Raw genomic sequence first — 24,760 nt, 5'->3', positions numbered from 1 at the left:
CCTATGTTATTATACTATGAATTAGAAGACGAAAAATTAATGCCCGGCATCCCTGGGGATGACCGGACATTTTTTGTTCATTAGCTGGTTACACAGCCGCATCACCTTTTTCACCGGTGCGAATACGGATAGCGTTTTCAATCTTGGTAATAAATATTTTGCCATCACCTATTTCTCCGGTTCTAGCCGCCTTAATAATTACTTCTACCACCCCGTCCGCGTCCTTATCAGCCGCAACGATTTCAATTTTTACTTTAGGCAGCAGGTTAATACTATATTCCGTGCCCCGGTAGACTTCTTTACGGCCTTTTTGCAACCCGCAGCCCATTACCTGGGCTACGGTCATACCGTGAATCCCGTACTTAGATAGGCCGTCCTTGATGTCCTCCAGTACGCCAGGCCTGACAACAGCCTCAATTTTAACCATCAAAAGCACCCTTTCCCTTATGTTATTAATTTACTAGCCAGTTCTCATGTTTCTTAAACGGAGTAAGCTCTTTCACTATGCTCGTTAACATCCAAACCCAAAATCTCGGCTTCATCATCAACGCGCAGCCTGGTGATAGCGCCAACAACCTTAAGGATTACAAACGTCGCCACGGAGGCAAATACGATTGTGGCAGCTACACTGACAGCCTGAATGCCCAACTGTGCGGCATTGCCATAAAAGAGGCCCTCGGCGCCTTCGGCCACTGAAAATAACCCGGTAGCCAGGGCTCCCCACATGCCGCCAACACCATGGATGCCAAAAACATCCAGGGAGTCGTCGTACCCCATCTTAACTTTGACATAGCTCACTGTAAAGTAGCATAATATGCCGGCAACAAGTCCAATTGCGAGTGATCCCATGGGGGTTACGAAAGCGCAGGCCGGCGTAATGGCCACCAGTCCGGCAATGGCACCGGAAGCCGCACCTAACATGGTTGGTTTACCGTGCCGCAGCCACTCCGCCATTACCCAGGACATCAGGGCAGCACCGGTGGCTAATTGTGTGTTTATAAATACACTGGCCGCCAGGCCGTTAGCGGCCAGGGCACTGCCCGAGTTGAATCCAAACCAGCCGAACCAGAGCAGTGCCGCGCCTAAAACCACGTAAGGTATATTATGGGGCACCATTCTTTCAGTGCCATACCCTTTGCGCCTGCCAAGTACAAGGGCAGCCACCAGGGCCGAAATACCGGATGAAATATGCACCACAGTGCCGCCGGCGAAATCAAGGGCCCCCAGTTCCATCAGCCAGCCACCACCCCACACCCAGTGGCAGATCGGGTCATACACCAGTGTGGTCCACAGCACCAGGAACAGCAAGAAAGCTGGAAAACGCATCCGTTCCACAATGGCTCCGGTAATCAGCGCCGGGGTAAGTACGGCAAACATCATTTGGAAGACTACGAATAACTGGTGTGGAATGGTTCCGGTTGGCTCCAGGCCCACACCTTTTAAGCCAAAGTAACTCAAGTCACCGATAAATTTACTAATGTCAGGACCAAATGCCAGGCTATAGCCATAGACAAGCCATAGAATCGTAACAACACCCAGGCAGATAAAGGACATCATCATTGTGTTAAGCACGTTTTTCTGACGTACCATACCACCATAAAACAGGGCTATTCCAGGTATCATCAGAAATACCAGAGCCGTTGAAATAATAACCCAAGCAGTGTCACCCGTATCGATGCCTTCTTCAGCAGCCCAGGCGAACATAGGGAATATAAAGATCATGATCAGTGAAATTAATGTGATTAAAGCTAGCCTCTTTTTCATTGGCTTTACCTCCCAAATGGTTAGAATCTACGAATAAATTACGTTAAATACCATAAACATCAATAAAATTCCTAGACGGCAATTACTATTCTATTGCCTTAAATACTATAAGTATCTCTTTCAATACGGACCACCTCCCTCGAAAAGAAAAACAAAAAAAGCGCTTACTAGAGCATAATTGCTCAAAATAAGCGCCTTCGCTTTTAATATAAAGAATTCCCAGCAGGTAAAATATCACCGAAAACCCCTAGGCCCCTCTGCCTCCGCCCAACGTTGGACGATGCTATATTGAAAATAAAATATGCCTTTTGAGGTTCAGTTTTTAAACCTCAAAAGGCATCGTTGCCTAATATTATTAAATATGCTGTTTAAATCACGAGTAAATTATATATCAGCTAATTACATAATGTCAATACTAAAGCTGATGTTCCTTGGTCCCAAACAAACATTAATAAAGTTCTCCCTGACTTTAGTCTTAGATCCCATCACCTTCTATCAGCCACACCAAATATAGGGTTGACACGAGTTTTGAAGGCTTTTAGCAATTAAATTATTAACATAATTATAGACTTGACTGCCTATCCTGCCAGGCCAATAAATTCCCCCACCCTTTGGCTGATTTGACACCATTGGTTATAGCCATAGACATAACTTCGCTGGCCAGGGTGCCGATAAGATTGATATCGGCCTCTATCTCTCCGGTTGCCATAGCAAATATGGTATCCCCGTCAAACATGGTATGTATAGGGTTAATTGACCGGGCAAAGCCATCATGGGCCATCTGAGCCACCTTATGGGCCTGGGCTTTGGACAATTTACCGTTTGTAGCCACTACCCCAATGGTCGTGTTGCTCATGGGAAAACCTGCTGCCTTTTTATTTTCCTCCTGGTTTTTCTGCATATACTGAAAGCTGACTAAAAATTGCCCGGTTTCCCTGTCTATCGCCCCGGCAAGCAGCTCATTAGTCTTATGATCATACACATCTCCATAGCTGTTAACTGCAACAATGGCACCAACCCAAAGATTGCCTATCTGCAGGCCGGCGCTTCCTAAACCTGATTTCATGGCATTGTCGGGTCCTGATATTTTACCCACCGTAGCCCCGGTTCCGGCACCTATATTGCCCTGCAGTCTCTGGTTTTCCAAAGCATTTATACAGGCCCGGTAGCCCATTTGATAATCAGGTCTAATCCTGTAATCCCCTATGTTTAAATCAAATAACACCGCGCTGCACACTATGGGGACCTTAGTAACCCCAACATCAAAACCGACACCTTTTTCCTCTAAAAAAGCCATGACACCGGATGCCGCATCCAGGCCAAAGGCACTTCCCCCGGATAACACAATTGCATGCACTTTGTCCACCAGCTTCTCCGGCTTTAGCAGATCGGTCTCCCTCGTACCAGGGGCAGATCCCCTAACATCAACGCCTGTAGTGGCGCCCTGCTCGCATATGATTACCGTACAGCCGGTCATGGCCCTAAAATCCTGGGCGTGACCAACTTTTATGCAAGTTATGTCAGTTATATATCCTCGATACATAAAACGCACCTCCGTACGGGGACGGTTCTCTTGCTTCCTTAAAAGGAAGCCAGAGAACCGTCCCCGTGCTTCCCAACAAGGTTGGCAGGTAAGGTAAAACTAAATGTAGAGCCCTGCCCCACAACACTATGCACATTAACCGTACCACCGTGAGCCTCTACAATTTGCTTAACTATAGCCAGCCCCAGTCCGGTGCCCCCCAGGGCTCGGGAACGAGATTTTTCCACTCTATGGAAACGTTCCCAAATATGCTCCATATCTTCAGCCGGAATACCTGCCCCCTGATCGGTGATGGAAACCTTAATTAAGTCGTTTTCCTCCTCCGCACGCAATGTAACTACACCCCCTGACGGTGAAAATTTAATGGCATTATCCAGCAGGTTAAAAATAACTTGTTCTATCCGATCTTCATCGCCCGGCACCAACGGCAACTGGCCAGTAAAACGGCTGTCCACGGTTACCTGATGCTTATACATGAGGGGCTGTAATTTTAACAAAACCTGGCCTACCAATTCCGGTATATCTATTTCATTCAACTCCCATTTTTCCCCGTGTGATTCAATCAGCGATAAATCCAACAAATCATAAATCAGTTTATTTAAACGCAATGTTTCCCGATAGATTACAGCCAGATATTTATCCCGCTCCTCTATTGGTATAGCGCTGTCCAGCATGGCTTCGATATAACCCTGAACAGAAGTCATTGGAGTGCGCAATTCGTGGGATACGTTGGCTACAAAATCCTGGCGCAGTTGATCTAGTTTTTTTATCTCCGTTATATCCTGTAGTACACCCACCGCTCCAAAGCTGTTGCCGTCCTGATCATTTAACAGGGATACATGGGCCTGGATAAAAGTATGACCACAATCGGGCGTATATTCTTCGCTGCGCGACTCACCTGATGCCAGTACCGCTGCAAAAAGCTCTTTTAACTGGTTGTGTACAATAACCTCTGCACCGGGTTGTGTTGACAACCCGGCAGTTTGTTGATTATCTTCGGATATGCTTTGTGGAATTTTATGTTGAGCCGTTAACTGGTGGTTTTGTGGTGAACCAAGAGTGTTTATAGCCTGCCGGTTAAGCAAAATCACTCGGTTGTCATTGTCCACGGCCAATACTCCCTCAGCCATATTAGCCAGAATACTTTCTATTTTCCCCTTTTCCCGGGCCAGGGCACCCACAGTTTCCTCTAAAGACAACGCCATTTGATTAAAATTTTGCGCAAGCTGGCCAATTTCATCGCCGGAGATAATCTCCACCCTCTGCCGGTAATCACCACCTGCAATTTGTACCGTGGCCTCATTCAACCGGTGCAGCGGCCGGGCCAGGGAGCGTGATATCAACAAACCAATTAGTGCCGCAAGCAAAAGCGCGGGAACCGCAGCAATAAGCATAATCCCGCGTACCGCCTCCACCGCTTCGGTAATATTAGCAAGCGGTGCCGATGAAAATAAAGCCCCGTTTACCTCATCATTTACCAGCACTGGTACAACAGCAAAAATAACCTGGTCGGATCGTGACAGATTTCCCCGCCGGGTGATAGATTTTCCCTCCAACAGTAATTGGGCATCCAGTGGGTCCAGCCGGATATACCTGGGATCATTACGTGGATCGTTGGGTGGAATATTCGATTTAACGCCAGGTGGGACATTACGCGAACCGTCAGGCGGAAGTGGTGGATCATTAGTTAGATCATTATATGGATTGCCTGGTGGATTACCAGGTGGATCACTTATAAATTTACCATTAGCCATAAGCATAAGGTTTTCTTTACTGATTAAAAAAACGCGATTTTCTCTAAAACGGTTTAAAACATCCATTACGCTGGGGGAGATGCTATTCTGTCCGGTATTTTCGGCTATCATTTCCGCCAACTCCCGGCTTTCACTGAGCAGCTCCTGCTCCACTGCTGAATAATAATAATCACCCAACAGGTAAGACATGGCCACACCCAGCACCAAAAGGGTAATTAAGATGACAATTATGTATGTAGATATTAATTTGCTGAATAAGCTATTGAACATTTTACTTTAAACCTCGAATTTATAGCCCCGGCCCCATACTGTTTTAATGTATCGCCGCCCCGTATTGGCGTTTAGTTTTTCTCGCAGACGTTTAATATGGGTATCCACAGTGCGGGGATCACCCATATAGTCATATTCCCAGACTTGCTGCAGTAGCTGTTCACGTGTAAAAACCCTTCCGGGATTACCGGCTAAAAACCATAACAAGTCAAACTCTTTGGGAGGCATTGGAATAGCTTGGCCATCCAATTCCACCTGCCTGGCGCTGTTATCTATAATTAAACCAGGTAATGTAATTACCTCGTTATCTTGTCTAGTTTGCACCTGCTGCACCCGTCTTAAAACAGCCTTTACCCGGGCCACCATTTCCCTGGGGGAAAAAGGCTTGGTTATATAATCATCCGCCCCCATTTCCAGACCCAGCACCCGGTCCAGTTCCTCGCCCCTGGCGGTCAACATAATTATGGGAGTGGCAAGCTGCCTCCTGATTTCACGGCAAACTGCCCAACCGTCCATTTTGGGCAGCATAATATCCAACAAGATCAGGTCCGGACTACAACTTGATACCCTAAGAAGTGCCTCTTCACCATCCAATGCCGTTTTCACTTGAAAACCTTCCCTTTCCAGGTATAGCCGTGCTAGCTCCCTGACTGGTTCTTCATCTTCTACAATTAAAATAGTGCCGGCGTATTCAGGCACCTTGACCACCTCCCTGTTATTTCTTCTACACCCCATACATGCATCCTTTATTTATAAATTTAAGATTTTAGGGAAATTTTGAAAGGTTGGGCCTCCCGAAATTTCCCTAAAACTCACTCGCATTTATACATTTATGATACGATTCCCCTTTATTTTGTTTAGCTGGAATATTTCCTCCTATTAAACTTGGCTACAAACAATAATCCAGCTAACAGCAGCGCTGCACTGGCCGAGATATATTCTTTTTGAACAGTTGTTAATCTGAAGCCCATATTTTGATCTCCAAACCCACCACCAAAACCGCCATCACCGGGCGGGCCCATTCTCTCCGGCATATTCTTCATCCTTTCAATCATGGCCTCGTCCAAACCCAGTTCTTTAAGCTGGGTCATTTGCTCATCAGTAAGTTCCTGGCCATTGGCGCCCTGGATTATTTCCATAGCTTTACTCATATTCTCCCGGTTAAGCATATCACCACCCCAATTTCCGCCGCCCGCGTTATTAAACGCAGGAGGTCCGGCACCTTGCTCAGGGGGCAAAGGTCCACCTCCGCCTGCCCGGTCATTGCCTCTCTCAACGCCACCTGCGGCTTCTCCATCATTAACCTCCATACGGTCACCTGCAACTTGCTGACCGGTATCCACTACCGGTAAATCTCTGTTGTCAACCTGTCCGGCATTACCCTGCCTGCGATTGCCCCCCGGACCGCCCGGACCACCCATGTCTCCGCGCATTTCTCCATTAATAGCGCTTAGGTCAACACTGGCAGCATTACCCGACCCGGAAGTTGGTTCACTTTGCTCCCAAGTAGTTGATGATCGTTCCCCCGCCAATTGGCCGGTAATGCTGGCAGCCCGCTGCTTGCCGAATTCAAGCAGCACAGGAAGTGCATTATGGTACTGCTCATATGTAAAAAACGCCGTGGCATCATTTTTTACATAACTGTTAATCAATTTGTCTACCTTTTGTATGTTTTGCTCAAATTGCCCGCTATCAAAATAATTAGCTACAATTTCACTTAAATATTTGTAATAAAGCTCTTTGTACTCCGGAACCTCCAACAGTTTTCCGATCAACGGGCGCTCGCTCAGGTCGGTGGTAACCGGTTTATCTATCGGATAATTTACCGCCTGCTCCCCGCTGCCTATGCCAAAACCTGCAAAGGCTAAATTCAAATCCCAGGGCAAAATAGTAAACATACCGCCTTCCTCATACAAGTAGTAATTGTGCTTCATATTACAGGCATAACTATCAAAATTAACCAGCACGGTATTAACCGCGAAATACCTCAATATGGCGTCCACATCTAAATATTTTTCCAAATCGGTACCGCTGTTCAGGTGTTCAATCATTTCGATAACCTTATCAAAATCACTGTCAGTAACCTTGTATGCAGCGCCGTTTCTTATGCCGGAATAATTAGACGCGCTTTCACCCGCCCATTTTAGATCCGCACCGGCCCCTTCCGGCTTATATAAATTTCCGTATGTGCTGCCGAAATTTCTCTCCGCAAAGCTTTCCTCCATAGCCTCAACGGCCAGGTAAAGCCCCCATGGTTCACCGTTTACAGTAATATTGGCGAAGGAATAAAGCGGTGTAACTACCCCCATGGAAGCAAATACATCATATGCCAGGTATTCCTTCATGTAGGTTTTATCCATATGCATATTATTCAGCACCAGCTTGTTGAGGCCAAAGCAAGTTTGACCATCAACGTAGGTGTCAAACTCCAGCTTAAAACTAAAACGGTCGGTTGTATCGTCCCCGGCCACCGTCCTCAGACTGGAATTACCCTTGGGCCGGATACCGACATTATAAAAGGTCTCACCGTTAACAGTTATATCAGCGCCGCGATATTCCTCACGGGTTGCGTTTTCGATCAGCCAGTCAAAATCTTTCTGTTCAATCTTTATATCAATTTGGGTTACCTTATCCTTGTCAAATACCTTATCCACGTATTGAGGTTCAGCGGCAGGGGCACTGAACCTGTCCGGGTAGAGCATTAAAAAGCTTGTAAAGATAACAGCAGCTACCATAAATACAACTACAATTTTATTTACGTGTTTACTGTCTATCATTCCCCTACACCACCATCATGATAAGTACTCGCCGTTATAACTAACCAGTACGGCACTGTTTACCCCCATAATAGCGCTGATTTCATTGACAAATTTCGTGGACATGTCTTTCAGTCTTATTTCCACAGTCAGTTCAACACCGCTTCCGGCGGCAACGGTCTTGGATTTGACAACGTGTTTTTTAACACTGCTTTGGATATACTTCATGGCCGCGTTTTCGCTATCATCGCCATCACATTTAATGACTAATATATAGGGATTATCGGTACTTTTCTTATTTACAAACACCAGCATAATTACACCAATAAACAAAGAACCGAATACCGCCAGGGGGATCAGCCCCGCGCCTAAAACAATACCCGAGCTAATGGCCCAAAATAAAAATGCTATGTCGATGGGTTCTTTGATGGCGGAACGAAATCTTACAATAGACAGCGCGCCCACCATACCCAGTGATAAAATTACGTTTGAGCTTATCGCCATAATAATGAGCGTAGTGATGAGCGTCATGGAAAGCAAAGATACGCCAAAACTTACCGAGTACATAACACCCTTAAATGTCTTTTTATACACCATAAATATAAAAAGTCCCAGTATAAATGCCAAACTCAATGCGACAGCTGTGTCCAAAATCGAAAAAGAGGTTACTTTGTCTAAAAAGTTGGACTTAAAAATATCATTGAAATTTAGTTGTTCATTGTTCATTTTCATACCTCCTATGCATTAACCATACATGCGGCAGGCAGCATATTTTGATATGGCCGTGCTGCGCCTCTGGTTGGTCTGAATAATGTCCTGGATAATTTGCGGCAGAAATTCGTCAAACTTTACCTCTAAAACAATATAGCCCCCGTAAATTATGCCGATGGTCGGTAGAGTCGGATTTAATAAATCTTTGGAAAATAATCCGCTGCGAATATCACTATCAATAGTTATTCTGATGTTGCCCGGCTCGTAAATGTACGCTTCCCTTTTATAATCAACCACTGTTTTGGGCTTTAAAAGCTGGTGCTTCATTTTGGCGTACAGCTCCACCAGCAGTTCATGTTTAGAATCGACAAGCCACGCAATATCCCCGCTAATCAATTGTTCACATTGTTCACGGGTTAATGGAGCCGATCTTTTCAAGCATAAACCATTGGTCTTGCTTTTCTTTTCCAGCTTGATATAAGAAGGGTCGTTATTGTAAAGCCGGATTCTGAACTTTTCACGGTTATTAAAGCTTTCTAGCTTCTCTACCAGCGCTTTATTACCCGGGGTGTCGAAATAAAGGCTTCTGATTTTATAAGTACCATCATTTCCTGCAAACTTGTCCGTGCTGGCTATATACTTCAGCCTATTTTTGATACTGTAATAATCAGATATATTAATATAATGTTTTTTCTCGTGCCTGAATTTTAATGTTTTCATTTTGCTGCTCACCTCCCTGTTATAATGAAGTACACGCTTTTTATTATAGCGGCTATTTTTTACCGGTTTGTGAACTGAATGTGACCAAATTTTGAACTTTGGGGTAGGCGCAATATTCAAGAAAGCACGGGAAGCATGAGGATGGTTCTATTGCTTCCATTTCTTTTGCCTCCATATAGAAACAAAAGGGCCGGCCCCATGCTCCCTACCTCACCCTTCCGTTAAAATGCCAAATCCCACATAAAAATAAGCACCCGAAGGTGCTTGTTTTTATCTCATGAACTTTATGGTAATGTCCGATATATACTTACGCAGCATAGTAAAGGGTTCATGAACAAAGGCATGTTCATCCTGTAACATTTTCTCCAGGGCATCCTTTTCAATAATAGCATAAGGTTTAATAACTCCAAAGGGATGCTGCACTTCGGGGGACAGCACCCCGCTTTGCACTTCAGTTATATCCAGTCCTTCGCTAAGTATGGTAAAATCATCTACTTTTCTGCCATCCTCCGTAATTTGCAAGCCAAAGCGGTACTTTTTCCCGGTCAAATATATGTTCAGCAAGGAATATAGCTGGGGATTTTTCTCAGCCAGAGCATTGATAGCCTGCTTTTTAAGAGAAACAAGCTTTTCCTTTACCAACATTTCAACGTCGGACATTTATTAGATCCTCCCTCATAAGGTAAAAATATCTTGTACATGCTTTAATAAAACATTTACTGCTTTTATGATATCCCGTTTCCTTGAACATATCACACTGGCAGCCGCGCGAGTGCTACTGGCCGCGGCCCGAGGAATTATACAGGGGCGTCATGGCTTACGGGTGCTGCAAAACCACACTATCGAACAGTACCAGCTGGATCTAAACCAGCTTCGCTGAAATTGGCAATTTACATGCAGTAGCTCAAATGGCAATAGAGAAGATCCTCGATAATTAATTTTGGGGGCTAAGGTTCCATTATATAGGACTTCCAGAGTAACCCGGATAATACAAGTTTAATTGCACCCAATTATTACCTGTGTTATTATAAATGCATTAAATGAAATGCTTAAGTGGTGATTACCTTGACGGAAAAAATATTACCGAAAATGAGGGTATTTTCGCCTTTGCACAGGCAGTATATTATCGCTGTGCTGAATGAAGTGGTCAATTATTACGGCGATTCTCTTGTGGGCTGCGCCGTCTTTGGTTCCTATGCCCGCGGGGACAACCGTAAAAACTCGGACCTGGACCTGTTGATAATCCTCACCAGTGCCCCCGGATTTAGTCGCCGACTTGGTGATTTTGTCGAGAACGTAGAAATGAAGCATGAAAAATTAGCTCAAACACTATACGAACAAAAGGATGTTTTTATTGAGCTTTCCCCTTATATTTTGACGCGGGAAGAGGCACTAAAGGTTCACCCCATATACTTTGACCTTATTGAACATAATTATGTCATTTACGATCCGGAAAATATGATTGATCGTATAATTAATTCAGCGGCAAATCTGTTGGAAAAATCAGGCGCTAGAAAAAGCCGAACAAATAATACCTGGGAGTGGGACACGGGTAAAATGGGTTTCCTTGGGGGAATGGATCTATGAAGATTGATGAATTGTCTTTATCTAATCTGAAAAAGGCACAAGTTCGTTTTAAGGCATTATTCTTTTACAAAGATAACGAGGCGTACTCTGATGTAGTTAGGGAAGCTCAAGAATTGGTAGAACTCCTACTGAAGGCTGTTTTAAGGGCTATTGGAGTTGAAGTGCCTAAAGTTCATGACGTGAGCCGTACACTGGAGAAACACCGTTCCTTGCTTCCCCCGACCCTCGTTGAAGGATGACATTGAAAAGATTTCCAAGCGACTGCGTAAGGAAAGGGAATTAAGCTTTTACATTTAATATAAAAGTTGGATATGTCATATTGCCGTTAAATTGCCGTTAAATTGCCGTTATTTTGCCGTTAAACTATACTGTCGCCCTTTTTTAGATGAGTTACTTACTATCAGCCATCCATCATTTACCCACTCTTTGAGAAGTTCACGAGCCATGCGGGGGGATAGTCCCAATGTAGCGGCTACATCAGAAGATGTAATATATTCAGCACTTGAAAAAAGACCTGCCACTACTCTTGCCCGGCGATCAAGTTTACTCAACCAAGCTGGTTCTTCCTGTTCCTTTTTAAGGAGATGCAGTGCTTCGTTCTTTGCTTCATTAAAAACATATGTCAGGGTGTTTAGAAAGTATTCAAGCCACTTATTTAGACTTGCATCTGCCCGCCCCATGTAGTAGTTATGATTGGGATGAACCATTAGAGAATCATAATATCCGTTGAGATCTCTTGCGTGATGTTCCTCAAGCGAAAAAAAACCGTTTATTCCATAGCCTCCACGATGCAGAATAAAAGTTGCTAGCAATCTTGCTGTTCTACCATTGCCATCCCAAAACGGATGAATAGTTACTAATTGATAATGAATCAAAGAAGCTATAATTGGGATTGGAATGTTTTCTTTTTCTACTTTATTAAGCCAGGCTATCATTTCACCCATTAAAATTGGTACATCTTTAGCTTCGGGAGGCATATACACAATGCTCCTGGTTATACTGTCGCGAACTGTATTTTGGCCATCCCGGTAGGGCGTGGGTTTTGCTCGTTTACCTTTTTCTAATATAGCATGCAACTGCCGTATTGATTTCTCTGTTAATGCAGTTTTACTGGCTGCCCACTTTTCAACTTTTAGCAGGGCATTCCAATAATTCCGCACCTCAAGTACGTCTCGTTCCCTATTTTGCAGTGCTGTCACTTGCCCTTCCAACACTTCGGCTACCTCACTTAATGTAAGCTTATTTCCCTCAATAAATGTGGAGAAATGACTCGAACGCACACGGGTGCGATGCCGAAGATCATTTTCAATCGCCGGAGGTAAGGTAACATGATCCATTACAGCTTTAGCACCTTCAATTTTCATTAAAGCTTTTACGATGGCTTCGCTATAATTGTATTTAGGTTGCCAAGGTTTTTTGGGCATTGATATATCCTCTTTACTGGAAAATTTTCTCTTAATTATATTATACCCTTTCTGATCGGTTTTCTGCAATTTTAAATGTTCGTCGGTCCTACTCTATATAAGCCTAGATGGCCTGGGAACATGCTGTTGACACCTGACAATTTAATCTTGGAGGGATTAGAGATTCTCCAGTAGTCTTTCCTCGTGTTTGCCTACTCCCAGGCTTTCAGCTCCTAGACTCCGAGTGATTTAAGCATTTTAATCTTGTCCTCACAGTCATCCGACCACAATACAACAATATGGGCTAATCATAATTCTTATAAAATCGATTATATATTTTCCCTTAATAGAATATGGCTATAATAGCCATATTCTATTATAATGAGGGTAAGGTATTTGAGAAGGAGTGATAAGCTTATGCCTAGTGTACCTATCCACGAGGCAAAGAATAAATTGTCTGCATTAAGGCGGGAAGCCATTATAGGAAAAGAATTTATATTAGCGGATACCAAAAGAAAAGATGACAAACCTGTTTCCTTAATATCAACGGTACTACTTGACGAATTATGTGAAACTAAGACTTTTTCATTTGAATGGATAGACGAACCCACGGAGGAAACCGAGCATTATTCATTATATAATCAGGAAACCGGTGTTTACGGTGTAGGCCCGACTAAAAGAGAAGCTATCGAAGACTTTATTGACAATATTGTTGACTACACTGAGGTTTATTTAAATGACTTACCGTTTTATTTAAGTCCGTCAGGTGATCGCCGTGCACATTATTGGTACTTAAGGCGCATCATTCGCTGTAAAGGGGACAGGGATCAAATTTACCGGGTGCTAGATTTAAATAAGGTGCTGGAAGGTTAATGGGGTATACGTTTACCTGGGATGATATTGAACAAATTTGCCGTAACTTGGGAATGAAAAGGCAGGGCAAGTCTGCTGTTTGGAAAGGCATCGGACCAGACGGAATTAAGCGTACTTGTATAATTCATGCAAAGCATAAGGGGAATGTGGGAAGCGGTCTGATACACAAGATTGCTACAAAGGAATTGAAATTTGCTTCAGTAGAGGAAATGTACCATTTCTTCAAAGGGAAATAATAAAACCGGAATCATTGGCAACTATGGTTACCTTTTTCATTAAGACATTAACTGTTTTGCCGAGATTGATGATGAAAATATACGGGATAACGGACAAAATTTAGTGTGCAAAGGATCGGGCACAATTCACGGACTCAGAGCTTTGAAAAGGCCCACCTCTACCCTACCCCCCAGCACGTTATTACCGAACACTCTTGCAAAATTTAAAAAATTTTGTGTTGCAAAACTTTTCCGCGTCGATTGCAGTATCAAAGCATAAAATTTGTTCCAATTCGCTGTCTAAAAAGGTATTTAGCCTTGACAGCGCAGTGGAGAGAATGACTGCATTTCCTGTTCTGCGGTATTTAATGCACATTTCCGTAGGTATTTCACTGTTCATTTAGCTGATATCAAACTTCTCTGTGGGCAATAAATTTCTGAACGTTCTTTACCTGTTATTAAACACTTCGAGATCGAAAGCTACACATGCGCCTCCGTCTTTAACATTATAAACTTTTATGGAACCACCGTGCTTTTCAACTAATTGCTTTGCGATATAAAGTCCGAATCCGGAATGACCTTCTTTGCTTCCTCTCGCCTCATCGCCTCTATAGAACTTTTCAAAAATTTTGTCTCTATCTTTTTTACTGAAACCAGTCCCAGTATCACTGACTTCATAAAAAACTCTGTTTTGTTCTAGCTTCACAAATATATTTATCCTACCACCCTTCGGTGTATACTGCAGGCTATTGGACATGATATTGTCGAGGATGCGTCCCAGTTTTTCAGTATCTAATAGACAGCACCTATCGCTTGCACCTTGTATCTCGGTTGTAATCCCTATCTCTTTCTGCTTTACTTACAACTCGTAATTACGTACTTTTTGTTCCATGAATGAGGTAATATTGATGGGTACTACGCTTATATTTGTACCGCAACTTTCAAGTTCGGTGGTGTATTGCATTTGCCGCACAAGCTCGGAGCCTTTTTCAGCATTTTCCTTGATAATGGCAAGGTATCTGCTTAACTTCCCGCTTTTTTCTGTATTGGAATCTATGAGTGCTCGGGGACAGTCCCTCGCCAGGGCAATATATTAACGAACTAAAATAATACGGGTGTAGGCATCCCCTGCCGGTGCGAACCAGACGCAGGTTTTTTTCAACTGGGTCAAGCAAGAGGTCAACCAGCATGACACCCTGCGCCAGTGGATTTACAGGCTACTGGATTACCGGTGGTGGTTCCGATTCACCCTGTACTTGGAGAAGGGCGAATAGCCCCACCGGGAGTTAACCGACAGCCGCATTAACACCATAAGCAGCGGTAAAAGTGCTGTCCATGTATATACCCTTATTCGCAGCCACCTCGCACTACAATGACTGTTATCCCGAAGCGCCTAACATTATTTCCCTGGACGAGGCCTTCGCCGGGATTGATGATGAAAATATACGGGATAACGGACAAAATTTAGTGTACAAAGGGGCGGGCACAATTCACAGATTCAGAGCTCCGAAAAGGCCCACCTCTACCCTACCCCCAACATGTTATTACCGAACATTCTTGCAAAATTTAATATGAATATAAGCTGATGCAGATTAAGCATATACGCAAAGGTTAATCAAAGTTATTTTAGGTTTTCGGCAATTTTAATTGCATCCTCTTTGGTTATTTGACCGAAGATTTCTATGGATATACTCTGGTTGAGCCAGAATAATCGCACGTATTTATTTTTCAGATAGGCTAATGCTCGGGTAGGTTTTGGGTTTGGCTTGCGCCATTCCCAAAATAAGGCTATCACTTGTTTGCCAAGTCCTACACCCGGTTTCTGAAACTTAACGGAATCTGGATACTATTAATTTGCATCCAATTATTGCCTATGTTATTATGAGTACATTAAATATTTTCAGTGGTGGTTGCCTTGATGGAAAAAATATTACCGAAAATGAGGGTATTTTCACCTTTGCACAGGCAGTATATTATCGCTGTTCTGAATGAAGTGATCAATTATTACGGCGATTCCCTTGTGGGCTGCGCCGTCTTCGGATCCTATGCCCGCGGGGACAACCGTAAAAACTCGGACCTGGACCTGTTGATAATCCTCACCAGTGCCCCCGGTTTTAGTCGCCGACTTGGTGATTTTGTCGAGAACGTAGAAATGAAACATGAAAAATTAGCTCAGACACTATATGAACAAGAGGATATTTTCATTGAGCTTTCCCCTTATATTTTGACTCGGGAAGAAGCACTAAAGGTTCACCCCATATACTTTGATCTTGTTGAATACCATTATTTAATTTACGATCCGGAAAATATCATTGCCAGTATAATTAATTCAGCGGCAAATCTGTTGGAAAAATTAGGCGCTAGAAAAAGCCGAACAAATAATACCTGGGAGTGGGACACGGGTAAAATGGGTTTCCTTGGGGGAATGGATCTATGAAGATTGATGAATTGTCTTTATCTTATCTGCAAGCAGTTATTAAAAGATATTGATAAGTGATTGTGACGGAAAGAGCACTGAGTAGTTTAGTGCTCTTAATTTTATGATATTTTCACCGGTTTGAAGACCGGACCGGTTTTATGTGCTGTTTTCTTAAACCAGACCATATATGTTTTAGAACTGAGTAAAAATACCCGGCAGGTTTTTGGTCCATTTAAATAGAAGTTTACATGAAAAATGAAACGCATTTTTTGAGGTTAAATGGCCATGAACGACAGTTTATTAAAGCCCATACTCGAAACAAACTATTTGAACGCCCAAAATGTCGACCGCTATCGCTGCCTAATGCGCTGCTTTTATGAGCATCACCAGCGTTTGCAATACTGGCTGCGGCCCGAGGAAGTATATAGGGGCGTCATGGCTTACGGGCTGCTGCCAAACTATACTATCGAACAATGCCAGCAGGATTTAAACCAGCTGGTGGAATGGAGAAATCTTGTCCCCCAGCACGATGGCGGGCGTTCCACCACTGTTGAAGAATATCTGCGCAAAAAGTTTCGCTATATGATGACCCCTTACTCGGTGGAGATAGAACGCATGGTGGTGGGGCTGGAAAATATCCACGGCTACGGCGGCTCACTGGAACCGTCTTTATTTGAAAATATTGCTTTAACTTTACAAAAAATAATCGAGCTTCCCCAGGATGCCCCTGCTGCTGAGGCTTTGCTCCTCTGGGATGAAGTTTATGATAACTTTGTTAAACTGACCGAAAATGCCGCTGACTATATCGCCAGCCTGCAAAGCAGCAAAACCGAGGAGTTAATGCAAACGGAGGCTTTTTTGGCCTACAAAAATTCGGTTACCGATTACTTGCAGGGCTTTGTCCAGGGTCTGCAGCGCCATGCTTATCGCATCGAAGGGATTCTTCCCCAGTTTGATCAAAAGGCTCAGCAAAATTTTTTATTAAAGGTGCAAAGTGCTATACTGGCCCGGCCCCAGCTCGATGAGCCACCGACCCCGGAAGAAGTTTTGCAGCAGCTGCAGGACCGCTGGCAAAGCCTAAAGCGCTGGTTTTTAGGGGAGGCCGGCGAAAACAGCGATGTTTATTATTTGGAGCAAACCACCAAGAACACCATTGCCCGCATTGTGCGCTCCGCGCTGCGCATTCAAGAAAAACGCCGCTGGGGCATCAGCCGCAGGCGGGAGCTGGATTACCTGGGCCAGTGGTTTTATGCCCTGCCCACCGCGAGTGAAGCGCACCGCCTGGCAGCCTACGCCTTCGGACTGTACCGCTGCCGCCACTTTCAGGGGGAAGATGAAAAGGACACCGAGTCGCCGGATATTTCCATGTGGCAGTCCGGCCCCAATATTCGCTCTTTGCGCTCCCGCAGCAGAAAAAGATTGCGCAGCTCCGGCCCCGAGCCGGTGCAAAACCAAAGCCACCGGCAGCACAAAGCCAAAGCCGAGTACCTGGCCCACCAGAGGCAGCAGGCCGCCTTGCTGGGTAAATTTATCGAGCGGGGCGCTGTGACCATATCTGCATTAGATACCATCCCGGCTTTGACCAGACAGCAGCTGCTGCAGTGGATCGGTATGTGTCTGGCAAACAAATCCCGGCACATGCGCACCCCGGAAGGTATTGAAATTAAACTCTCGCTTCCGGCAAACGGGCGGCGTACTGTTTTACACTGTGAGGACGGGGAACTCGACATGCCCGATTATACTTTGACTTTTAAGCGTAAAGTCTAACTGCAACAGCGTATACCTTTAAAACGGCTTACAACAAGCCCGTGCCACCCTTGCTCAGTAGTAGAAAAAGGAGGACCCACACATGGCCCGTGCGGCCCGCAATAACCAGGTGGACAAGGTAAACTGCTTTATCAGCCTGTTAAACCGACCCTGGGTAAGTAAAGCCGATGATCCCGAGCTATACCAGAATATTCGGAGCTATTACCAGGAATTAAAGGACTGGTTCCAGGAATACTGCGGTTTCAGCCTGCTCTTAACCAGGCAAATAGCCCGGCTGGAAAAAATACCGGGGCGGGCCCACGATTGGATGGGCCTGGAGTTACTTAATGAGCCTCTGGATTATGCCCTTTTTACATATTGTCTATGGTTTCTCGAAGGTAAAAGCGAAACAGATCAGTTTTTACTAACCGAAATGATTGAAGAAATAAAAAATCACCTTACGGGCAGCTCGATGTCCCTGGATTTTACCCTATACCAGCACCGGCAATCCATGTACCGGGCGCTTAAACAAATGAGGGAACTCAAAGTGCTGGTGGCGGTGGACGGGGATGAAATGGAATGGGCCCGTACGGGCAGCGATAGAAATGTCCTTTACGAATGTTCCATGCTCTCCCGCTACGTGTTAAGGCACTTTCCCAGGGATTTGACTACTTATGATTCCTTGGAGTCACTAGGTGAACTGGCTTACCCTGATAACCAGGAAGGACAGCTGCGCCGCCGCAGGCACAGGGTTTACCGCCGGCTGCTGCAGGAGCCGGTGGTCCACGACTGGGAGTGGAGCCAGGACGAGCGCTACTATGTGCTCACCCAACGGCACACCATTTTAGAGCACCTCGCCACCCGTTTCGGCCTGGAAGGCCAGCGTTACCGGGAAGGGCTAATCTTCTTTTACCCGGACCATTCGGCGGAAACTGAGCTTTTTCCCACCGCCAAAAACATATCTGATATTGCTTTGCTGCTGGCGGGGGAAATCCGGCGCCTATTGCATAAACAAGACACCAGCATTTATACCGATGAGCAGGGGTGTGTACCACTGACCCTGGCTGAGCTGGAGGTCATTTTGCTAGGCCTGCGGGAAAAGCATAAATCTTTGTGGAGCCAGCAGCTGCGCCAGGTCAAAAGCAACGAGCTGGCCCGGGAATTACTGGAGCACTTAACAGGCTGGGGGCTGGCCACAGTAAACGAGCAAATAATACTGTTGCACCCGGCCCTGGGCCGCTGGAACGGCCATTATCTTAATAATGAGGATGAAGAATAATGCGTAACCGCTGGCAAATGAATTTAGCCGGTATTTTTAATTTCTGGTATTACACCGATGAGGTGCAGTATCACCTACGGGACGGTCGGTTGATCCTGCGGGGGACCAACGGCTCGGGCAAGTCGGTAACCATGCAAAGCTTTTTGCCCCTGGTGCTGGACGGCAATAAACGCCCCGCCCGCCTGGACCCTTTTGGCTCCAGGGACCGCAAAATCGACTATTACCTGCTGCTGGAGCCCAACAGCGGCATTCATGACCGCATCGGTTACCTTTACCTGGAATTTTTTCACCCGGCCCAGAACCGCTATTTAACCATTGGCATCGGACTGCGGGCGCGCCGCAATGCACCCGTGAACTTCTGGGGCTTTGCCATTACGGACAACCGCCGCATTGGCCGGGAAATATTGCTTTACAACCAGGACTACAGCCAGGGGCAGGAACAAAAAATACCCCTCACCCGCTCGCAGCTGGAAAACATCATCGGTGAGGGCGGGCAGGTGGTCACCGAGCAGGGCAAATATATGGAAATGGTCAATAAGCTGCTCTTTGGCTATAACGATTTACATTCCTTCCAGGAATTGCTGGACTTGCTGCTGCAGCTCCGTAGCCCCAAGCTTTCCAAGGATTTCAAACCAACCACAATTTATGAGATTTTAAGCAATGCCCTGCCCCCGCTGCAGGATGAAGAGCTGCGCCCCCTATCGGAAGTATTGGAGGATATGGATCAAATCAACGACCACCTGGAAGAGGTCTGCCTGCACCGCAGAGAAGCGGAAAAGCTGTGGCAAGTCTACAACCGATACAACAAATACCTGCTCTATAGCCGTTCCAGCCAGTTGCTGCAGGCTAAAAAGCAGTGGGACAACCAGCAAAGCACCGTCCGGGAACTGGATGAAAAGCTGCAGGAAATCAGAGAGGCACTGCAGGAGCACAACCAAAAGCTGGAGGAACATACTGCGCAGCTGCTGGAAACCAAAGCCCGCCATGAGGTGCTGGCCGCCTCCGAAGCGCTGGAAATACGGGATAAGCTTAACCTGCTGCGCCAGGAAAAAGAAAGAACCGACCAGCAGGCTGCGCGGATAACTAGAAGCCTGGATTACTGGCGGGCCAAGCAGGATGAGTACGAGCGGGACCGGGAAAGATATGCGGGCGATGTGCTGGAATATGCAGCATTACAAAAAGATGCCCTTGATGAACTGGAAGCTGCAGCCCGGGAATGTGATTTTGCCCGGCATGATGTCTACCACCGCTATTGGGACCGGGACATACCCGAGGACTTTAGCCAGTGGCCCAATTGGCTAAATGATTTGGATTCCCAGCACAAGCGTATCAGTCAGGCCCTGGAGATGGCCAAACAAGTGGATCAAAAGAAGTATGCCCGGGACCTGGCGGAAAGGGAAGTAGGCCAGGCCCGCCAGAGACGGGATACCGCCGAGGACAGCTACCGCTTTGAAGAAGAAAACTTTGAGCTGGTACAAAAATCTTACCAGGAGCAAATCTTTGCCTGGCGCAAAGAACTGCAGGAACTGCAGCTCAGTGATACAGAGCTGCAAACAATTTTACACCGCCTGGCCTTGTTCCCGGACGCTTCCTACGAGGCGGTAAAAGAGCCCGTGCTGGAAGCCTATAACCGCTGCCATCTGCATTTGCATGAGCAAATCGTGCAAATCACCCAGCAAAAAAACCAGCACCAGGCAGAGTACGAGCGTCTGCAGAACCAGTGGCAGGAATGGAAAAACCTTAAAGACCCGGAGCCGCCCCGCTCCGAGGCCCGGGAACGGTCCCGCCGCCTGCGCGGTAAAGGTGCCGGAGGTGCGCCCCTCTATGCGGTTTGTGAGTTTAAGGCACAGGTCAGCGAGGAGCAAAAAGCCAACCTGGAAGCAGCCCTGCAGCAAAGCGGCCTTTTGGATGCCTGGGTGAGCAACCAGGGTCTGGCCGCCCTGGGCGCGGAGGAAGAAGAAATCTGGATCACCCCCCAACCCGTACTGCTGGGCAATACCCTGGCGGATTACCTGCGCCCCACGCCCCCGGAGGACGGCTCCGTTAAAGCGGAAATAATAGATGAGATTCTGCGCACCATCAGGCTGGGCAACACCGGCGGGGATAACGTGGCAGCATCGGTTAACGCCCGTGGCTACTTCCAGCTGGGAGCCCTGTGCGGCAAGGCGGCCCCCAAAGAGCGGGCCGAATATATCGGTAAAGAAACCCGGCACCGCACCCGGCTGGCTGAAATGGCCCGCCTGGAAGCACTGATGGATGAAGAGCAGCGTATTATTGACGAGTGCACCAGCCAAATCACAGGTATTGAAGAATCGTTAACCCGGCTGGCCCAGCAAAAAGCCCTCTTCCCGGGAGGTGCAGACCTGCAGGACGCCTATACCCGGCTGGCCCAGGCCAAAAGGGAAATGGGGCTGGCCCTGGAGGAAGAAAAGCAAAAAGTAGAACTGCTGCGCGAAACCTCCCGGGCCTTCCAGGAAGCACTGGCGGAGCTGCATGATTTTACACAGGGCTGGACCATCCCCCCCAATACACGGGGCCTGAACGGTGCCCTGGAGCAAATCAACTGGTACCGCCAGCACCTGGGGGAATTGCGCTCCCACTGGTCCAGCCACCGCTCCAGCTTGCAAAACCTGAAGCGGTGCGAGGCCGACTTGCTGGAAGCTGCGGAAAAGATGGCCGAAGAAACCGGAGACATGGAAAACCTGCAGGCAGCGCTGCTGGAGATTAACGTGCAAATCAAGGCCCTGGAAAAAGCGCTGCAGGATCTGGGCATTGAAGATATCGACCGGCAGCTGAGCGAGCTGGAGCAAAAGCGCAGGCTGCTGGAAAAAGCCATTGCTTCGCTAAACAACGCCTTAAGCGATCTCAAAGTAAAGCAAGGGGTTGAACAAACTAAACTGGCCGCTGCTCAAGAGCTTTTAACAGAAAAGGAAACTGCTTTAAGCCAGGCCCGCGCCGCCTGGCTGGCCGAGTGGGACCGGTATTTGCTGGACGACTGGACGGAGATCAAAGCCAGCCAGAAAGAACTGCCCGGGCTGTACCATGTGGCCCAGCAGGTGCTGCACAGGTACCGGGACGAAAAATATATTCAAAAAAGCAAAGACAGCATCACCAATGATTTACTCATCGTATTCCAGGAATGCCGGGGCAACCTGCATACCTACGGGCCGGAACTGGTACCCGATGACGAGCACCAGCGCAACCTGGTGCTGTTCATGCGCGACCGTCATAACCCGCTGCCGCCCCATGCCCTGGTGCAGGAGCTAAAAGCCACCGAAGAGGAGCAGAAACTACTCTTAAGCCAGAAAGACCGGGAGCTTTACGAGCAAATCATTATTCACAGCGTGGGCAAGGCCATTCGCCATAGAATTTTACGGGCCGAGCAGTGGGTCAAACAAATGAACATTTTAATGGAGCAAAGGGATACTTCCAGCGGCCTGCGCCTGCACCTCAAATGGGAGCCCAAACCGGCGGCCAATGAAAAAGAAATGGACACGCTGCAACTGGTCAGCTTATTGAAAAAGGATTCCCAAATGCTGCGTTACCAGGAAATCGAGCAAATGATAGAACACTTCAGGTCCCGGATTAACTGGGCCAAGCAGGAGGCCGACCAGCATGACACCCTACGCCAGTGGATTTACCGGCTGCTGGATTACCGGGAGTGGTTCCGGTTTACCCTGTACTTTGAAAAGGGTGAACAGCCCCGCCGGGAGCTAACCGACAGCCGCTTTAACGCCATGAGCGGCGGTGAAAAAGCGCTGTCCATGTATATACCGCTGTTTGCCGCCACTTACTCCCGCTACAACGACTGCCGCCCCGAAGCGCCTAAAATTATTTCCCTGGACGAGGCTTTTGCCGGGGTGGACGATGAAAATATGCGGGATATGTTCGGGCTTTTGACCCAACTGGATTTTGACTACATGATGACGAGCCAGCTGTTGTGGGGCTGTTACGACACGGTGCCCCGGCTGTCGGTTTACGAAATCTACCGCCCCAAGGATACTGATTTTGTGACCTTATTCCAGTATTATTGGAACGGTTATAAGCGGATATTGGTGGATGAGAGCCTGGGGGACGGGGATTTGGCGGAGGATGTAGAGGTAAGCGGAGATGCTGCGGAGGAAGATGTCGGAGGACAACCCAACAATGAAGGAAGAAATGCTTAATTACCTGAGGCAGCCTTGTTTTAAGAGGCTATTCGCCCTGACTAAAAACAAAATACAATCACTAAACGGCCTGCGCGGCACCGTGGTCCTGGATAATCTCACTACGGAGGAGCAGGACCTGATCGGCGGATTTCTGGGCAAAAATTGCCTGGGTTTGACCAAAGTAAAAATTTCACTGGCGGAACTGGACGAGCTGCTCAAGAACAGCCCCCTGGAAACCGGTCTGCATGCTTTTCTGGAGGTTTACTGGAAGGAAAAAATTGTTACAAACCAAGAGAAAACGCAACATGCCAAGCGCCTGTGGTTACAATTTTTTGAGCAGCTGCGGGAAAAAGCCCAAACTCCGGTCAGCCGGGATTGGCTGGACCGGCTGTTTCAAGGAAGCGGGAACGGCTACCGCACCCTTTTAGCCCTGTACCGGCAAAACTGCAAAAAAGCTGCAAATGATGCCTCCATAACCGTAAAGGCACTGGATTACCTGGCCGGCCACCGGGGACAAAGCATACGTATACCCGTATTTGCCACCTTGCTGACCGGGGACCCCCATGCCCTGGACAGCGACAATGCCATCGGCAGGCTACTTTTTCACGGGCTGCTGCATTACCTGGACATACCCGAAACTGATTACACCGCCGAAGGCAAACGCGCCCTGTTCCGGGAGGCTGGGCTTTTGGACGATGATATTTCATCCAGCGTGGCTGTGGCCGGTTTGCAGGTACGCCCGGAGGATCTCCGATTTGCCGTATTCGACTGTGCCAACGCTGCGGCCAGCCCTTTGATCCTGCCCCTGCGTTTTCTGGAAACAAAAACTCTCTGGCAGCCCGGACGGAATATTTATGTGGTCGAAAACCCGGCGGTATTCAGCACCTTCTTGGACACCTGCCCCGCCGCCTCCCTGCCCCCGCTGGTCTGCGGCAGCGGCCAGCCCAGCGTGGCCGCCCTCACCTTGTTTGACCAGCTTGTCGAGGCCGGCTGCACCATCTATTACAGCGGGGATTTTGATGTTAAGGGGCTGGAAATCGCCACCCGCCTGGCCCAGCGCTACCATATAAACTTTCGGGCCTGGTGTTATGACAGCGAGACATACTTGAGTGTGGCCAGCGGTAAAAGGATACCAGCAAAGGAAATAAACAGCCTGCTAAAACTGGCTGTTCCCTGGGATGAGCATTTAACGGCCAGGATGGTGGAAAGGAAACTGTATGTTTACCAGGAAGCATTTATTGGGAAGCTGCTTAGCGTGACGAAGGAAGGTAGTTTTATTAAAGCATTTCCATATCGGGATACAGAACCCGACAAATAAAAGCTTAGTTAGTTGAACCACGAGGGTTGGACCCGCCTCTTTAATTACAAGTGGGATCTAATTTCTTTTGCCGACAATTCGCTTTAATAAGTTCCACCCGGCTGAATTAGATTACATTTATTGTTCTATTCTATGCATTTTTTCGCTACAGCTTGACCCTTCAGTTAGACCTGTTTGCCCTACTTCTCTTGCCGTTTTTCTTTCGCAAACGAACCTACTACTTTTCGGAGTCTCGAGATCTATGTTTGCAAGAC

21 protein-coding genes are annotated in these 24,760 nt (G+C 46.9%); 9 read left to right on the top strand and 12 right to left on the bottom strand.

The window, feature by feature from the left end; genetic code table 11:
* Positions 1 to 88: 88 nt before the first annotated feature.
* The 9 genes from DESGI_RS04675 to DESGI_RS04635 all read right to left on the bottom strand — a co-directional run bounded on the left by DESGI_RS04675 (position 89) and on the right by DESGI_RS04635 (position 10,178).
* Positions 89 to 427: a P-II family nitrogen regulator gene (locus DESGI_RS04675; protein WP_006521181.1), complete on the bottom strand. Its 339-nt coding sequence runs from the start codon at positions 425 to 427 to the stop codon at positions 89 to 91.
* 53 nt (positions 428 to 480) lie between these two features.
* On the bottom strand, positions 481 to 1,764 hold the full coding sequence (locus DESGI_RS04670) for an ammonium transporter (RefSeq protein ID WP_006521180.1): 1,284 nt from the start codon (positions 1,762 to 1,764) through the stop codon (positions 481 to 483).
* 562 nt (positions 1,765 to 2,326) lie between these two features.
* On the bottom strand, positions 2,327 to 3,307 hold the full coding sequence (locus DESGI_RS04665; RefSeq protein WP_006521179.1) for a P1 family peptidase: 981 nt from the start codon (positions 3,305 to 3,307) through the stop codon (positions 2,327 to 2,329).
* Between the two features lie 38 nt (positions 3,308 to 3,345).
* On the bottom strand, positions 3,346 to 5,331 hold the full coding sequence (locus DESGI_RS04660; protein ID WP_006521178.1) for an ATP-binding protein: 1,986 nt from the start codon (positions 5,329 to 5,331) through the stop codon (positions 3,346 to 3,348).
* A 6-nt stretch (positions 5,332 to 5,337) separates the two neighbouring features.
* Entirely contained in the window at positions 5,338 to 6,066 is a 729-nt protein-coding gene (locus DESGI_RS04655) for a response regulator transcription factor (RefSeq protein WP_006521177.1), read from the bottom strand.
* A gap of 122 nt (positions 6,067 to 6,188) precedes the next feature.
* Positions 6,189 to 8,108: a CotH kinase family protein gene (locus DESGI_RS04650; RefSeq protein ID WP_006521176.1), complete on the bottom strand. Its 1,920-nt coding sequence runs from the start codon at positions 8,106 to 8,108 to the stop codon at positions 6,189 to 6,191.
* 15 nt (positions 8,109 to 8,123) lie between these two features.
* Positions 8,124 to 8,813: a DUF4956 domain-containing protein gene (locus DESGI_RS04645; protein ID WP_006521175.1), complete on the bottom strand. Its 690-nt coding sequence runs from the start codon at positions 8,811 to 8,813 to the stop codon at positions 8,124 to 8,126.
* 18 nt (positions 8,814 to 8,831) lie between these two features.
* On the bottom strand, positions 8,832 to 9,518 hold the full coding sequence (locus DESGI_RS04640) for a polyphosphate polymerase domain-containing protein (RefSeq protein WP_006521174.1): 687 nt from the start codon (positions 9,516 to 9,518) through the stop codon (positions 8,832 to 8,834).
* Positions 9,519 to 9,788: 270 nt separating this feature from the next.
* Positions 9,789 to 10,178: a hypothetical protein gene (locus DESGI_RS04635; RefSeq protein ID WP_006521173.1), complete on the bottom strand. Its 390-nt coding sequence runs from the start codon at positions 10,176 to 10,178 to the stop codon at positions 9,789 to 9,791.
* Between the two features lie 396 nt (positions 10,179 to 10,574).
* On the opposite strand from DESGI_RS04635, the gene DESGI_RS04630 reads away from it, so the two are divergent.
* Complete coding sequence (locus DESGI_RS04630; RefSeq protein ID WP_245561186.1) at positions 10,575 to 11,105, top strand: nucleotidyltransferase domain-containing protein; 531 nt, start codon at positions 10,575 to 10,577, stop codon at positions 11,103 to 11,105.
* Positions 11,102 to 11,344, top strand: a complete 243-nt coding sequence (locus DESGI_RS04625) for a HEPN domain-containing protein (RefSeq protein WP_006521171.1) — start codon at positions 11,102 to 11,104, stop codon at positions 11,342 to 11,344. Before DESGI_RS04630 ends, DESGI_RS04625 begins: the two co-directional genes overlap by 4 nt.
* A 108-nt stretch (positions 11,345 to 11,452) precedes the next feature.
* Here DESGI_RS04625 and DESGI_RS04620 read toward each other — a convergent pair whose 3' ends face one another.
* Positions 11,453 to 12,529 (bottom strand): Fic family protein, encoded by a 1,077-nt coding sequence (locus tag DESGI_RS04620; protein WP_006521170.1) that lies wholly within the window; start codon positions 12,527 to 12,529, stop codon positions 11,453 to 11,455.
* Positions 12,530 to 12,925: 396 nt separating this feature from the next.
* On the opposite strand from DESGI_RS04620, the gene DESGI_RS04615 reads away from it, so the two are divergent.
* Positions 12,926 to 13,381 carry a hypothetical protein gene (locus DESGI_RS04615; RefSeq protein WP_006521169.1) on the top strand — a complete coding sequence of 152 codons (456 nt, stop codon included), beginning with the start codon at positions 12,926 to 12,928 and terminating at the stop codon, positions 13,379 to 13,381.
* A gap of 663 nt (positions 13,382 to 14,044) precedes the next feature.
* Here the strand turns inward: DESGI_RS04615 and DESGI_RS22880 are convergent.
* Positions 14,045 to 14,377: a sensor histidine kinase gene (locus DESGI_RS22880; RefSeq protein WP_281168114.1), complete on the bottom strand. Its 333-nt coding sequence runs from the start codon at positions 14,375 to 14,377 to the stop codon at positions 14,045 to 14,047.
* 554 nt (positions 14,378 to 14,931) lie between these two features.
* Here DESGI_RS22880 and DESGI_RS26395 point away from each other — a divergent pair.
* On the top strand, positions 14,932 to 15,171 hold the full coding sequence (locus DESGI_RS26395) for an SbcC/MukB-like Walker B domain-containing protein (RefSeq protein ID WP_353740039.1): 240 nt from the start codon (positions 14,932 to 14,934) through the stop codon (positions 15,169 to 15,171).
* A gap of 46 nt (positions 15,172 to 15,217) precedes the next feature.
* Here DESGI_RS26395 and DESGI_RS26390 read toward each other — a convergent pair whose 3' ends face one another.
* Complete coding sequence (locus DESGI_RS26390; RefSeq protein ID WP_157872723.1) at positions 15,218 to 15,391, bottom strand: DUF4367 domain-containing protein; 174 nt, start codon at positions 15,389 to 15,391, stop codon at positions 15,218 to 15,220.
* Between the two features lie 123 nt (positions 15,392 to 15,514).
* Here DESGI_RS26390 and DESGI_RS04600 point away from each other — a divergent pair, with 123 nt between their 5' ends.
* The 5 genes from DESGI_RS04600 to DESGI_RS04580 all read left to right on the top strand — a co-directional run bounded on the left by DESGI_RS04600 (position 15,515) and on the right by DESGI_RS04580 (position 24,506).
* Positions 15,515 to 16,033 carry a nucleotidyltransferase domain-containing protein gene (locus DESGI_RS04600; RefSeq protein ID WP_006521166.1) on the top strand — a complete coding sequence of 173 codons (519 nt, stop codon included), beginning with the start codon at positions 15,515 to 15,517 and terminating at the stop codon, positions 16,031 to 16,033.
* A gap of 267 nt (positions 16,034 to 16,300) precedes the next feature.
* The gene (locus DESGI_RS04595; protein WP_006521165.1) at positions 16,301 to 17,782 is read left to right on the top strand and encodes a TIGR02677 family protein; all 1,482 of its coding nucleotides are present in this window, start codon (positions 16,301 to 16,303) and stop codon (positions 17,780 to 17,782) included.
* Positions 17,783 to 17,864: 82 nt separating this feature from the next.
* Positions 17,865 to 19,040, top strand: coding sequence for a TIGR02678 family protein (locus tag DESGI_RS04590; RefSeq protein WP_006521164.1), 1,176 nt, complete (start codon positions 17,865 to 17,867; stop codon positions 19,038 to 19,040).
* A complete protein-coding gene (locus DESGI_RS04585; protein WP_006521163.1) occupies positions 19,040 to 23,206 on the top strand; it encodes a TIGR02680 family protein in 4,167 nt (1,388 codons plus the stop codon). The genes DESGI_RS04590 and DESGI_RS04585 overlap by 1 nt, the downstream gene beginning before the upstream one ends.
* Entirely contained in the window at positions 23,187 to 24,506 is a 1,320-nt protein-coding gene (locus DESGI_RS04580; protein WP_006521162.1) for a TIGR02679 family protein, read from the top strand. Before DESGI_RS04585 ends, DESGI_RS04580 begins: the two co-directional genes overlap by 20 nt.
* Positions 24,507 to 24,760 lie beyond the last annotated feature (254 nt).

This window comes from Desulfoscipio gibsoniae DSM 7213 (genome assembly GCF_000233715.2).
GTDB lineage: Bacteria > Bacillota > Desulfotomaculia > Desulfotomaculales > Desulfallaceae > Sporotomaculum > Sporotomaculum gibsoniae.
Note: the sequence above shows the minus strand (reverse complement) of the source record. Positions and strands in the feature narration are given on the sequence as shown.

Coding starts and splice junctions, on each gene's coding strand:
- DESGI_RS04675 (WP_006521181.1), bottom strand. CDS start 427: ATGGTTAAAATTGAGGCTGTTGTCAGGCCTGGCGTACTGGAGGACATC.
- DESGI_RS04670 (WP_006521180.1), bottom strand. CDS start 1,764: ATGAAAAAGAGGCTAGCTTTAATCACATTAATTTCACTGATCATGATC.
- DESGI_RS04665 (WP_006521179.1), bottom strand. CDS start 3,307: ATGTATCGAGGATATATAACTGACATAACTTGCATAAAAGTTGGTCAC.
- DESGI_RS04660 (WP_006521178.1), bottom strand. CDS start 5,331: ATGTTCAATAGCTTATTCAGCAAATTAATATCTACATACATAATTGTC.
- DESGI_RS04655 (WP_006521177.1), bottom strand. CDS start 6,066: ATGGGGTGTAGAAGAAATAACAGGGAGGTGGTCAAGGTGCCTGAATAC.
- DESGI_RS04650 (WP_006521176.1), bottom strand. CDS start 8,108: ATGATAGACAGTAAACACGTAAATAAAATTGTAGTTGTATTTATGGTA.
- DESGI_RS04645 (WP_006521175.1), bottom strand. CDS start 8,813: ATGAACAATGAACAACTAAATTTCAATGATATTTTTAAGTCCAACTTT.
- DESGI_RS04640 (WP_006521174.1), bottom strand. CDS start 9,518: ATGAAAACATTAAAATTCAGGCACGAGAAAAAACATTATATTAATATA.
- DESGI_RS04635 (WP_006521173.1), bottom strand. CDS start 10,178: ATGTCCGACGTTGAAATGTTGGTAAAGGAAAAGCTTGTTTCTCTTAAA.
- DESGI_RS04625 (WP_006521171.1), top strand. CDS start 11,102: ATGAAGATTGATGAATTGTCTTTATCTAATCTGAAAAAGGCACAAGTT.
- DESGI_RS04620 (WP_006521170.1), bottom strand. CDS start 12,529: ATGCCCAAAAAACCTTGGCAACCTAAATACAATTATAGCGAAGCCATC.
- DESGI_RS04615 (WP_006521169.1), top strand. CDS start 12,926: ATGCCTAGTGTACCTATCCACGAGGCAAAGAATAAATTGTCTGCATTA.
- DESGI_RS26395 (WP_353740039.1), top strand. CDS start 14,932: ATGTATATACCCTTATTCGCAGCCACCTCGCACTACAATGACTGTTAT.
- DESGI_RS04600 (WP_006521166.1), top strand. CDS start 15,515: ATGGAAAAAATATTACCGAAAATGAGGGTATTTTCACCTTTGCACAGG.
- DESGI_RS04595 (WP_006521165.1), top strand. CDS start 16,301: ATGAACGACAGTTTATTAAAGCCCATACTCGAAACAAACTATTTGAAC.
- DESGI_RS04590 (WP_006521164.1), top strand. CDS start 17,865: ATGGCCCGTGCGGCCCGCAATAACCAGGTGGACAAGGTAAACTGCTTT.
- DESGI_RS04585 (WP_006521163.1), top strand. CDS start 19,040: ATGCGTAACCGCTGGCAAATGAATTTAGCCGGTATTTTTAATTTCTGG.
- DESGI_RS04580 (WP_006521162.1), top strand. CDS start 23,187: ATGAAGGAAGAAATGCTTAATTACCTGAGGCAGCCTTGTTTTAAGAGG.